This window comes from Flavobacterium sp. Root901, assembly GCF_001429765.1.
GTDB lineage: Bacteria > Bacteroidota > Bacteroidia > Flavobacteriales > Flavobacteriaceae > Flavobacterium.
Genome location: NZ_LMJB01000008.1, coordinates 51,448 through 64,416 on the forward strand (window position 1 = coordinate 51,448; position 12,969 = coordinate 64,416).

Sequence of the window (12,969 nt, forward strand, 5' to 3'; positions counted from 1 at the left end):
TTAATTAATTATTGGTCGTATTTGTTTTTTGTGTTTCGGCTTCTTTAGCTTTTTTAGCCGCTTCTCGTTCTTCGAGTATCTTCTTCTTTCTTTCTTCTAATTCTTTTTTACGCTGTTCGTAAAGTTTTTGTCTTTCCGCAGCTTTATCTACAACTGGTTCTGTTGTTTCAGTTCCTGTAGCAGCAGGTTTTGCCGTTTCTCCTGTTTTAGCAGGTTCTGCAGACTTTGATGTTTCAGTTGTTTTAGATGCTTCCGTTGATTTTACAGTTTCAGAAACCGTGCCATTTTTTTTAGCTTCTCTTTCTGCCTGAAGCGCTTTTCGTCTGTCTTCGTATTCTTTTTTCTTAGCTTCCTGTTCAAGCCTTCTGTCTTCAATAAGTTTTTCTCTTGCCGTTCTTTTTTCATCCAATGCTTTCTGGCGGTCAGCCATTGCAGGATTTTCATCAATTGCATTTTCCTTACTCTCTTTGGCTTCCTGATCTTTCAATTGTTTTTTAGTCAATTGCTCTCTCTTGTCGGCTCTGTTGATGACTCTTAAAACCTGATCGCTGATGTCAAATCTTTTATTGCTGAAAAGCATTGTAAGATCTGATGACTTGTCAAAAATAAAATCATAATTTTTAGCTTCTGCAATATCCTGAACGGCTGTAAAAACCTGATCCTGAATTGGCTTGGCCAATGCTGATTTCTGTCTGATTAAATTTCCATCAGCTCCAAATTGTTTTTGCTGATATTCCAGCATTTCATTTTCAAGAAACTTAATTTCAGTTTCTCTTTCATCGATTAATTCTTTAGTCAGTAAAGCTTTTTCAGCTTTAAGATTTTCCTTAAGCGTATTAATGTTTAATTTTTTAGCCTCAATTTCTTGTTTCCATTTTTGGGCTTTTAGTTCTAGCTGAGATTTTGCTTCTTTATAATCAGCAACATTCTCCAAAATATATTCCATATCAATGTAACCAATCCTAGTCGTCTTTCCTTGTGCCTGACTTGTATTTGCTACAATCAAGGCTAAAAATATAAATAAAACCTGTCTTCTCATAACATTATGTTTATTTCGAAATTTTTAACCAAATGTACTAAACTTTGTAATAAAATTAGCACTAAAACTGTTGTCCAATGATAAAATGTGTTTCCCAGCCGTTTGCTTTGTTTGTTGTTGAGCCTGGAAGAGCATCAAATCCATAACCAAAATCAATTCCCAATAATCCAAAAGCAGGCATAAATACACGTAAACCAGCACCAGCAGAACGATTTAAATCAAACGGATTATAATCTCTGAAGGTTGGATATGATGAACCGGCTTCTAAGAACGTCAAAGCATAAATAGAGGCAGATGATTTTAACGTAATTGGATAACGTAACTCCATTGAGAATTTGTTATAAATTGTCGCTCCAATCTGCTGACCATATCTTGAACTTGTTCTGTCTTCAATAATTGGTGTTAATGAGTTATTAGGATAACCTCTTAACTGTATTGTTTCTCTACCATCCATAGAGTAATTTGCCATACCATCTCCACCTAAATAGAAACGCTCAAATGGAACCACACCTCTTGCCTGATCATAAGCTCCTAAGAAACCAAACTCAGTTAATGTTCTTAAAACTAATTTTCCGTATATTTTAGTATACCAGTCTGCTTTAAATTTAACTTTATAGTATTCTAGCCAGTTGTATTTCTTCTGGTCAACTTTTCCAACATCAGTATCAGCGCTTTTAAAGTCAGAACCTACACTTACTGTTCCTGCCTGACCATTTATTGTTTCAGTTTTAGTATAATCGCCAGTATTTACAGGCAGACCGTCTGCACCAGTATACATTGCACCGGTGTTGTGTGTTTTGTATTCTTTTTGATTGGCTAAATCTCCATAATCTATGTTATTGAATAAAGAATAAGGAGGTGTTACTTTTGCTGAAATACTAAATTCAGAACCATAAGTTGGGAATATTGGGTTAACCCCTTTGTTACTTCTCGAAAGTCCTATAGTATAAGCCAGGTTTCGTGATGCTCCATTACCAAATGTAAATAATCCTGTATAGTAATTATTTAAATCATAATGCTGATAACTTACAGATTGTGAAAGCACAAAATAATCATCTGGCACTGTAAGACGTTTAGCTAAACCAACTTGTACGGTAAAAATATTAAAGCTCTGGCTCTTATCTGCCTCTCTTGTAGTGTAATTATAATTAAACTGTTTACTATAAGAAATAGAAGAACTGAACTGAACTGGTTTTTTTCCTCCAAACCACGGTTCAGAGAATGATAAACTGTAAGTCTGGAAATAGGTACTTCCCTGTAATCGTAGCGCCACTTTTTGTCCGTCTCCCATAGGAAGCGGTTTGTAAGCATCTTTGTCAAATAATTTTCTTGCCGAGAAATTATTAAAAGACAGACCTAAGGTTCCAATGAACCCTCCACCGCCATAACCTCCCTGAAGTTCAACCTGGCTCGATCCTTTTTCTACTAATTGATATTCAATATCTACTGTTCCTGCAGCAGGATCAACATTTCTAAATTCCGGTTTGATAGCCTCAGGATCAAAGAATCCTAATTGACCAATTTCACGAATAGTTCTGACTAATTCTTCTTTACTGTATTTATTTCCGGGTTTAGTTCTTAACTCACGATAAATTACGTGGTCATTTGTTTTGTCATTTCCTGTAACATAAATTTTATTGAAATAAGCAATTGGACCTTCGGTAATTCTAATTTCAAAATCAATTGTATCGTTTACAGTTTTTACCTCTACGGCATTAATTTTAGAGAATAAATAACCATTGTTTTGATATAAGTTCGTGATATCTTCTCCGTCAGGTTTTGAGTTATCAGCGATTCTTTTTTCTAATAAAACACCATTATATGTTTCTCCTTTTTTGATTCCCAAATAACGGTTTAACTGTTGGTCTGAATAAACTGTATTTCCTAAGAATTTAATATTTCCAAAGTAATATTTGTTTCCTTCTTCTACATTAATTTTTATGGCAAGCATATTTTTGTCTTTGTTATAACTAACAGAGTCATAAATAATACGTGCATCACGATACCCTTTTTCTTTATAGGCAGCGATAACTTTTTCTAAGTCAGTTTTGTATTTTTCAGGAATAAATTTTGACGATTTAAAAACACGAAGCAGATTTTTTTGTTTCGTATCTTTCATTGCTGCTCTTAGTTTGGTATCTGTAAGCTGCTTATTTCCAATGAAATCAATACTGCTGATTTTAACTTTGTCACCTTTATCTACTCTTACAAGCATATTAACCATGTTTCCGGCTGTAGTATCGGGAGTAGTGGTAATGACAACTTTTGTATTATAAAAACCGTCTTTTTTATACTTATTTTCGATATAATTTTTGGTCGTTGTAATTAAGTTTTCGTTTACAATTTTATTCTTAGTTAAATTGTTATCCTTAATTAATCCTTCGATTTTACTTTTCTTAACGCCAGTAATTTTAACTTCGTTTAACTTAGGAAGCTCGACAATATTTAAATCTAAATAAATACTATCGTTTTGTACTTTATTAATATAGAAAGCAATTTCATCAAAAAGACCTAGTTTTCCTAGTTTTTTAATTGCTCCGGTAATTTCCTCACCAGGAACAGTAATTTCCTGCCCTGCCTGAAGGCCTGAGAAGGTTACAACGGTTTGCTCATTGAAGCTTATTTTACCAACAACAGAGACTTTAGCAAGAATATATTTTTTCCCTTGATCAAAAGGAACTCTATCCTGAGCTTTAATTTGTGAAAAACTACCCAGCATTAAAAGGGTACAGACTATTTGCGGTATTCTTTTTTGTAACACTAAAAATTTATTTAATTTGTTCACTGGTTTTTCCAAATCTACGTTCTCTTTTTTGATAACTAATAATAGCCTCATATAAATCTTGATCTTTAAAGTCTGGCCATAACACATTAGTAAAATATAATTCTGCATAGGCAATCTGCCAAAGCAAAAAATTACTTATTCTATGTTCTCCACTTGTTCGTATTAATAAATCTACGTCTGGTAAATTTTGCGTGTAAAGATGCTCATTTATAATTAAATCGTCAATAGTGTCTATTGAAATTATATTATTTTTAACTTTATCACTAATGGTTCGAACAGCATTTACTAATTCCTCTCTGGAACCGTAACTTAAAGCAAGGGTTAACGTAAGTCTGGTATTGTTTTTAGTTTTATCAATTACATCTAAAAGCTCTTTTTGAGCATTTTTTGGCAATTTCTCAAGATTACCAATTGCATTAAGTCTGATATTGTTTTCCTGAAGCGTAACCAGCTCTTTTTTTAAAGAATTAATTAAAATTTTCATTAATGCTTCAACTTCCAATTTAGGACGATTCCAGTTTTCTGTAGAGAAAGCATACAATGTAAGATATTCAATGCCGAGTTTGGCACAGGTTGTAATGGTCTTTTTTACAGATTTAGTGCCGTTTTCGTGTCCAAAAGCTCTTAAAAAGCCTTGTTGTTTGGCCCATCGCCCGTTTCCGTCCATGATAATGGCCAGATGTTTTGGTAAGTTAGATTGATCTATAGAGTCTAGTAAATTCATTATTTATTATTCTGCGCAGTAGCACGGTTTTTGTCCAAAGGTATAAGTTAAAGTAATACCTGAAAAGACATACCAGTCATTATTATTTAAATTTCCAAATTTTTTGATGGATGTATTGCTGGTATCCGGATTACTGCCATCAATATTATCGGTAAAAGTATATCGGGCACCAACTTCTGCTCCTATAACAAAATGAGGTGTTACGTTCGATTTTATACCCAGTGTCATTGGTATGGCAAAGGAATTTGAATTGATCTTCTGCGTTACATTCGGACTGGTATCATAACGGTATAAACCATCATAAAGGAAAAAGCTTAAACCTGAATATATATAAGGAGTAACTTTTGTATGGTAATCATGAAGATTGAAATCGAAGAAATTGAATTCCAGACCGGCAGAAAATTCTTTTACCTCATTGTCAAAACGATATCCTCTGTTGCTTCTCCCTGTTTCTTTAGAATCTAAATCATTGCCGGTTATTGTAGATTGTGTATAAGAGAAACGATAGGAGTGTCTTGGGCTTTTGTTCCATTTGTATAAAACACCTAAAGCCAGTTTATTAGGGTTAATATAAGTTGTGCTTCCAACATCACCAACAAAGTTGCTTCCGCCAATAAAAACACCAAGCTCATTTATTTGAGCATTAAGTGTGATAAAAGGGAAAAAACATAACAATAAATTAAAAATTTTCTTCATTTAATTCGGAATTGCGTGCAAATATAATAATTATCGATACGAATCAAAGTTCCTTTGCATAAATGTGCTTCTTTTTCAACTTACATTATGATTTTGAACAAATTAATCTGATTCGCTATATGCAGAACGAGAAAATGTGGTATTATCGTATAGTGATGAATAAGAAAAGAGATTAATTTCTCTTATCTTCTCCCCAGAGCAATTTGTTTCTTAACGTTTTTAAGAAAGTTTCTCCCGGAATTTCAACCATTTTTATCTTATAATCTGTTTTTTTTATTTTAAGAACAGATTCGTTTTTTACAGAAGAAATCCTGGAATCTAATGAAACCAGATATTGGTCTTCTCTCCCTGTTACACGTAATGTAATTTCTGTATCATCCGGAATGACAAGTGGTCTGGCAGTTAAATTATGCGGGGCAATAGGCGTAATTACTAAACTTTTTACATCTGGCGTTAATATTGGTCCGCCGCAGCTAAGAGAATATCCTGTAGAACCGGTTGGTGTTGAGATGATTAAGCCATCTGCCCAGTAAGAATTTAAATATTCATTGTTTAAATACGTTTCAACAGTAATCATCGAAGTGGTATCTTTTCTGCTCACTGTGACTTCGTTCATTGCAAAATTGAGTTCTTCAAAAGCCTCATTATACGGTTCGCAGCTTAAGCCCAATAAAGTCCTTTCAGAAGTGGTATAGTTTTGAGCGGTAACATATTGTAATAAACTATCAATATTTTCTTTTTGAACTTTAGCAAGAAAACCTAATCTTCCTGCATTTATACCTAATAAAGGAACACCGGAATTACGAACAAAGGCTGCGGCTCTTAAAATTGTACCGTCGCCCCCAATACTAATCAGCATTTCAAAACTATTATCTAAAGCGGTACTTGGAGAAAAAGTTTTGTATTCTTTTTTTATCAGCTGCTTTTCGTAAAGCATTTTCAGAAAATTTTCTTCAATTACCATTTCTACATTGTTGGAATTGAAAAATGAGAAAATGTCTTTTATAATAGGTTCGGTACTGTTTTGATAATACTGTCCGTAAATGGCTATTTTCATTCTTTTTAAATTAAATAATTTGTCAATGTGTCAATTAGATAATTGGGAAATGCGAAAATATCTAATTAACTAATTTCCTCACTGGCACATTCATAATTTATATATTAAGGTATTTATCTAAATAATCCGATCGTTCTTTCAGGCTGTTAATATAGGTGTCTTCCTGATGTTCCGAAATAATTTCATAACCATATCTTCTATAAGTCTGAATAATTTCATTCATTGCTCCTAAACCTATTTTTATAGTGATCTGAACATTCTCTACATCGGCTTCAGAAATAAAACAACCTAAAACTTTGCCATTGTTGCTTTCAACAATCTGCGTTACCTCGCTCATCGAATAATCCAAAAGACCTTTTTGAACAATAATAATTCCGCCTTGCTCTTTTAAAAATGGAGTTTCCTGAAAAAACTTCATAATGTCTTCTATTTCATAATATCCTATATAGATATTATTTTCATCAAGCACCGGAATAATATTGGTGTGGTTTTTAGCAAATACTTCAAGAACATCCAGCCAAATCATAGATTTTCGGGCAAAAAAACGTTCTAAAGTATATTTGTAGTCAATTGCTTTTTTATCTGTGTCAAACGTTTCAACATCATCAGAAGAAATACTTCCGATGAAAATCCCGTCTTCTAAAATTGGGAAATGAGAAAAATTTACATCAATAAAAAAGTCCTGAATTGATGCTATCGTTTCCTGACTATCAATGGCTCTGAAATCATTTGTGATATAGTTTGTAATTTCTGTCATAAATCAATAGAAGATATTTGATGCAAAATAATCAAAAAATACCAAAAACAGCTGCGTTTTACTTTGTATTTTTGTCGTAACAAATATAGTGTTACTTGAATTAATTATCTATTTATATGACAAAGTTAAGTGTTAATATCAATAAAATCGCAACGCTGAGAAATGCACGAGGCGGAAATGTTCCTGATTTATTAAAAGTTGCTGTAGATATTCAGCGTTTTGGAGGGCAGGGAATCACGATTCATCCACGTCCGGATGAGCGTCATATTCGTTATCAGGATGCGCGCGACTTAAAAACAATTGTTACTACAGAATATAATATTGAAGGAAATCCACAGCATAATTTTATTGATTTGGTTTTAGAATGCAAACCAGATCAGGTTACTTTGGTGCCGGATGCCATTGGGGCAATTACATCTTCTGCCGGATGGGACACGATTAATAATCAGGCTTATTTAACGGAAGTTATTCAGGAATTTCAAAGAAACGGAATCAGGACTTCAATTTTTGTTGATCCGGTTTTGGAAATTATTGAAGGAGCAAAAAAAACAGGAACAGACAGAATTGAATTGTATACAGAAGCTTTTGCACACCAATATGATTTAGGAAATAAAAACGGAATCGATCCGTATGTTAAAGCTGCCGAATTAGCAAACGAATTAGGATTGGGAATTAATGCGGGACACGATTTAAGTTTGGATAATATCCAGTTCTTTAAGCAAAATATTCCGGGACTATTGGAAGTTTCCATTGGTCACGCTTTAATTTCAGAAGCACTTTATCTTGGTTTAGATAATGTGGTAAATATGTATTTGAATAAATTGAAGTAATTCTTCAGAATAAAAATAAAAATTATGCTTTACTCAAAAATAGAAGGAGAAGGAAAGCCCTTTATCATAATGCACGGATTTCTTGGAATGTCTGATAATTGGAAAACATTAGCCGGACAATATGTAGAGGCGGGATTTCAGGTTCACATTTTAGATTTGCGTAATCATGGAAGAAGTTTCCATTCTGACGAGTGGAGCTACGAAGCCATGGTTCAGGATGTTTACGAATACTGTCAGGGTAATGGTTTAACAAAGATTGATATTCTTGGGCATTCAATGGGAGGAAAGGTAGCAATGCTTTTTGCCACAACACATCCCGAAATAGTTGATAAACTGATTGTGGCAGATATTGGGCCGAAATTTTACAAACAACACCATCAGGATATTCTGGCGGGATTAAATGCGGTTGACTTTTCTGTAAAACCTAGTCGGAATGATGTGGAAGAAATTGTAGCGCAATACGTTTCAGATTTTGGAACAAGACAATTTTTACTCAAAAATCTATATTGGAAAGAGCCGGGACAACTGGCATTCCGATTCAATTTGCAAGTTTTTAATAATAATCTCGATGCTATTGGAAAACCTTTGGCAGAAAACTTAACTTTTGATAAGCCAACATTATTTATCAGAGGCGGAAATTCGGGTTATATTCAGGATGCTGATCTGGATGAAATACGTAAACATTTCCCTAATTTTAAATTAGAAACTATTCCAAATGCAGGACACTGGCTGCATGCAGAAAACCCAAAAATGTTTTTTGAACTGACAACAGAGTTTTTAAAAGAGTAGTGAGTTTCATAAAAATTTTAGTATTTTTAAATAAATTTTAAATCATAAAAACGATGAAATTATTACTTAGACTTCTTGTAACTGCTGCCCTGGTTTTGTTGTTATCTAACCTTTTGTCAGGTGTTCATGTCGCCAGTTTTGGCACAGCTGTAATTGTTGCGGTAGTTTTAGGATTGCTGAATATTTTTATAAAACCAATTTTAGTGCTTTTAACACTGCCGGTAACGGTTGTAACACTTGGCTTATTTTTATTGGTTATTAACGCTGTAATTATTTTATTATGTACAAATATAGTAGGAGGTTTTGCAGTCGATTCGTTTTGGACAGCATTAATTTTCAGTATTATTTTGTCTGTTCTGCAGTCTGTCACCTATAAAATACTGGGCGACGATAAATAAAACTAATTGGAGCAGATTAAAACTGCTTCAAATACAATAGATTAAAAACTTGGCTGGGTTGCAAAAATTTTATAATTTTGCAACCCAATTTTATTATGTAAATTAAAGAAGAAGATGGATATTAAAAGAGTAGCAATAGACGCTGTTAACGAGACAATTGTAATGAACGTTGTTCATATGGATTATAAAGGTCAAGTGGCAAAAAGAATCAACGAAAAAATGCCTTTGGCGCAAGTAAAAGGATTTAGAAAAGGACAAGTTCCTAAAGATCTTGTTGAAAAACAATACGGAAAAAGTGTCAAACAAGAAGAAGTTAAAAAAGTAGTTGATTTGGCTTTGGAGCGTTATATTCAGTCTGAAAGATTAAATCTTTTAGGTACTCCGCTTCCAAAAGAAAATCCAAACTTCAATTGGGATGCTGAAGAATTAACTTTTGAATTCGAAATTGGTTTAGTACCAAACTTCGAAATTGATTTAGAAGCTAAAAACAATATCGTAAAATACATCGTTACTGCTGACGATAAATTAATCGACGGACAAGTAGAGCGTATCCAGAAACAGTTTGGAAAACCAATTCCTCAGGATAAAGTTGAAGCTGATTCAGATTTAACCGGAACTTTCACAAACGAAGAAAAAGGTATCAGCAATACAACGACAATTTCTGTTTCTACTTTCAACAAAAAAGCCGGAGATAAATTCATCGGCAAAAAAGTTGGAGATGTTGTTACAGTAAGCACAAAAGGTTTATTTGAAGACGATCACCAATTAATGGATTACTTAAAAGTATCTCATGATGATGTTCACGGTTTAGATATCGAAGTAAACTTTACAATCGAAGCTATCAACGGTGCTGAATTAGCAGAATTGAACCAGGAATTATTTGACAGACTTTTTGGTGAAGGAAAAGTAGCTTCTTTAGACGAATTAAAAGCTAAAATTAAAGAAGATGCTGAAGCTCAGTTCGCGCAGCAGGCAGACCAAAAATTATTATTAGATGTTCAGGATTTCCTGATCGAAAATACAAAATTCGATTTACCGGCTGAATTCCTTAAAAAATGGCTTCAGACTGTTGGAGAGAAAAAACTTTCTGCAGAAGAAGCTGAAGTAGAATACGCAAGATCTGAAAAAGGATTGCGTTTCCAGTTAATCGAAGGAAAAGCAATGGCTCAAAGCAATATCCAGATTACATTTGAAGATTTGAAAGAGTTTACATCAAACGCAATCAGACAACAAATGGCTCAATTTGGACAGACAAACCCAACTGAAGAAGAAGTTCAGGGAATTGTAGCAAGAGTTTTATCTAACCAGGAAGAAGTAAAAAGACTTTCTGAGCAGGTTGTAGCAGCTAAATTGTTAGATTTATTCAAAGAGAAAGCAAATCCAACAACTAAAGAAGTAACATACGAAGAATTTATTGCAGCTTCTTACGGAGAATAATTTCTGAAAAATAATTATATTTGAGCGTCAGCAGAAAATCTGCTGGCGCTTTTTTTATTTCACGTTTTGAGTGGTAAGCTAAAAATAGATATTTAATATCTCAAAACTGCAGAAACTTAAAAAGAAGACATATTGACATTCTTTATAAAAAGGTATGACCTTTGCAGAGAATAAAAAAGTATACACCATATAAACGTAAAACTTAGAACAAATACATATGAACTACGGTAAAGAATTCAAAAATTTTGCTACAAAGCACCACGGAGTAAATGCCATGTATTATGACAAAATCATCAGCGCAATGACGCCGACGAATTTAACTCCAAATATTATTGAAGAGCGTCAATTAAATGTTTCTATACTAGACGTATTTTCAAGATTAATGATGGACAGAATCATCTTTTTAGGAACAGGGATCGACGACCAGATTGCAAATGTGGTACAAGCGCAGTTGTTATTTTTAGAAAGTGCTGATGCATCAAAAGATATCCAGATTTATTTAAATTCTCCGGGAGGAAGCGTTTACGCAGGATTGGGAATTTACGATACAATGCAGTTTATCAAACCAGACGTTGCCACAATTTGTACAGGAATGGCAGCTTCTATGGGAGCAGTTTTATTGTGTGCAGGAGCAGCAGGAAAACGTTCGGCTCTTCCGCATTCAAGAGTAATGATTCACCAGCCGTCTGGAGGAGCACAAGGTGTTGCAACAGATATGGAAATCAACTTACGTGAAATGTTGAAATTAAAAGATGAATTGTATCACATCATTTCACAACATTCAGGTCAGTCTTTCGAGAGAGTTCACAAAGACAGTGAGCGTGACTACTGGATGATTGCTGACGAAGCAAAAGAATACGGAATGATTGATGAAGTATTAAGAAGAGGATAATTTTAAAAAGATTATAAGTTACTAAGGAGCTGAGGTTTTAAGCATCTTACTAATTTAAAATCAATAAAAAATAAAAAATAAAAAATATTAAGCTGTAAGGGGTTAAGTTTTAAAGTTTTAGTTTAAAAAAGCTTAGAAACTTAGTATCTTTGCAGCTTAGTAACTTAAATAAAGAATGGCAAAAGTAGTATTAGAATGTTCGTTTTGTGGAAGAAAAAAGCCAGAAACTAATTTATTAATTGCCGGTATCAACGCGCATATCTGTGATAAGTGTATTGAGCAGGCGCACGGAATTGTTTTAGAAGAACTAAAGTCAAGCGGAAGCGCAAAACTTGTTGGGGACTTAATTTTAAAGAAACCAAAAGAAATCAGGGCTTTCCTTGATCAATATGTTATTGGTCAGGACCAGACAAAAAAAGTAATGTCGGTTGCAGTTTACAATCACTATAAACGTTTAATGCAGCAGCAATTAGACGATGAAGTAGAAATTGAAAAAAGCAACATCATTATGGTAGGACAAACCGGAACAGGAAAAACATTGGTTGCTAAAACAATCGCAAAAATGTTAGACGTTCCTTTGGCTATTGTAGATGCAACTGTATTAACAGAAGCCGGTTATGTTGGAGAAGATGTTGAAAGTATTTTAACCCGTCTTCTGCAGGCTGCCGATTATGATGTAACTAAAGCAGAAAGAGGAATTGTATTTATTGATGAAATTGATAAAATTGCCCGCAAGAGCGATAATCCATCGATAACTCGCGACGTTTCTGGTGAAGGTGTACAACAGGCTTTATTGAAATTATTAGAAGGAACAGTTGTAAACGTACCGCCAAAAGGAGGTCGTAAACATCCGGATCAAAAATTTGTTGAAGTAAATACCCAAAATATCCTGTTTATTGCAGGAGGTGCTTTTGATGGAGTTGAACGTATTATTTCTAAACGTTTAAACCGTCAGGCAGTTGGATATTCAACTTCCAAAAATGTAGATAATATCGATAAAAACAATTTACTTCAATATATTATTCCAAAAGACATTAAAGATTTTGGACTGATTCCTGAAATAATTGGTCGTTTACCAGTTTTAACGCACATGGATCCTTTAGATAAAGAAACACTTCGTGCAATTTTAACGCAGCCTAAAAATGCTTTGGTAAAACAATATCAGAAGTTATTTTTAATGGATGAAGTTGAATTTAGCATTACCGATGAAGCTTTGGATTTTATTGTAGATAAAGCTTTAGAATATAAATTAGGAGCTCGCGGACTTCGTTCGCTTTGTGAAGCAATCCTGACAGATGCGATGTACGAACTGCCAAGTTCTGATGATAAAATCCTGTCAATTGATAAAGATTATGCAGAACATACTTTGAGTAAAAATTTACTTAAAAGAATGGAGATTGCATCTTAAATCTTAAAACAACTTTGACAAAGTTAACTTGTAAACCTGCTCATTTATTGGGCAGGTTTTTTTGTTTTATGTAAATTTTGAAAACAAAAAGTACTCGTCAGCCCTGATCGAAGCGGCATCCTTTTGCTCTGTGGTTCAGAGCAAAAGATATAGCGTA

The 12,969-nt window shown here is 33.7% G+C and carries 12 protein-coding genes; 6 read left to right on the plus strand and 6 right to left on the minus strand.

Features of this window, described 5'->3' with window-relative positions; all coding sequences use genetic code 11:
- Positions 1-4: 4 nt before the first annotated feature.
- The 6 genes from ASE21_RS15725 to ASE21_RS15750 all read right to left on the minus strand — a co-directional run bounded on the left by ASE21_RS15725 (position 5) and on the right by ASE21_RS15750 (position 7,058).
- Positions 5-1,039, minus strand: a complete 1,035-nt coding sequence (locus tag ASE21_RS15725; protein ID WP_057123647.1) for an OmpH family outer membrane protein — start codon at positions 1,037-1,039, stop codon at positions 5-7.
- Positions 1,040-1,100: 61 nt separating this feature from the next.
- A complete protein-coding gene (locus ASE21_RS15730) occupies positions 1,101-3,875 on the minus strand; it encodes an outer membrane protein assembly factor (protein WP_057123649.1) in 2,775 nt (924 codons plus the stop codon).
- The gene (locus ASE21_RS15735) at positions 3,808-4,548 is read right to left on the minus strand and encodes an isoprenyl transferase (RefSeq protein ID WP_057123651.1); all 741 of its coding nucleotides are present in this window, start codon (positions 4,546-4,548) and stop codon (positions 3,808-3,810) included. Before ASE21_RS15735 ends, ASE21_RS15730 begins: the two co-directional genes overlap by 68 nt.
- Positions 4,549-4,554: 6 nt before the next feature.
- Positions 4,555-5,244 (minus strand): DUF6089 family protein, encoded by a 690-nt coding sequence (locus ASE21_RS15740; protein ID WP_057123652.1) that lies wholly within the window; start codon positions 5,242-5,244, stop codon positions 4,555-4,557.
- 172 nt (positions 5,245-5,416) lie between these two features.
- Positions 5,417-6,301: an NAD kinase gene (locus ASE21_RS15745; protein ID WP_057123653.1), complete on the minus strand. Its 885-nt coding sequence runs from the start codon at positions 6,299-6,301 to the stop codon at positions 5,417-5,419.
- Between the two features lie 97 nt (positions 6,302-6,398).
- Positions 6,399-7,058: a CBS domain-containing protein gene (locus ASE21_RS15750; protein ID WP_057123654.1), complete on the minus strand. Its 660-nt coding sequence runs from the start codon at positions 7,056-7,058 to the stop codon at positions 6,399-6,401.
- A gap of 116 nt (positions 7,059-7,174) precedes the next feature.
- Here ASE21_RS15750 and ASE21_RS15755 point away from each other — a divergent pair, with 116 nt between their 5' ends.
- The 6 genes from ASE21_RS15755 (at position 7,175) to clpX (ending at position 12,812) form a co-directional block, all read left to right on the plus strand.
- Positions 7,175-7,888: a pyridoxine 5'-phosphate synthase gene (locus ASE21_RS15755; RefSeq protein WP_057123655.1), complete on the plus strand. Its 714-nt coding sequence runs from the start codon at positions 7,175-7,177 to the stop codon at positions 7,886-7,888.
- 24 nt (positions 7,889-7,912) lie between these two features.
- Positions 7,913-8,677 carry an alpha/beta fold hydrolase gene (locus ASE21_RS15760; RefSeq protein WP_057123656.1) on the plus strand — a complete coding sequence of 255 codons (765 nt, stop codon included), beginning with the start codon at positions 7,913-7,915 and terminating at the stop codon, positions 8,675-8,677.
- A 53-nt stretch (positions 8,678-8,730) separates the two neighbouring features.
- Positions 8,731-9,075: a phage holin family protein gene (locus ASE21_RS15765; protein WP_057123657.1), complete on the plus strand. Its 345-nt coding sequence runs from the start codon at positions 8,731-8,733 to the stop codon at positions 9,073-9,075.
- Between the two features lie 114 nt (positions 9,076-9,189).
- Positions 9,190-10,512, plus strand: a complete 1,323-nt coding sequence (locus tag ASE21_RS15770) for a trigger factor (RefSeq protein WP_057123658.1) — start codon at positions 9,190-9,192, stop codon at positions 10,510-10,512.
- 217 nt (positions 10,513-10,729) lie between these two features.
- On the plus strand, positions 10,730-11,404 hold the full coding sequence (gene clpP / locus ASE21_RS15775; RefSeq protein ID WP_057123659.1) for an ATP-dependent Clp endopeptidase proteolytic subunit ClpP: 675 nt from the start codon (positions 10,730-10,732) through the stop codon (positions 11,402-11,404).
- A 175-nt stretch (positions 11,405-11,579) separates the two neighbouring features.
- Entirely contained in the window at positions 11,580-12,812 is a 1,233-nt protein-coding gene (gene clpX, locus ASE21_RS15780) for an ATP-dependent Clp protease ATP-binding subunit ClpX (protein WP_057123660.1), read from the plus strand.
- Positions 12,813-12,969 lie beyond the last annotated feature (157 nt).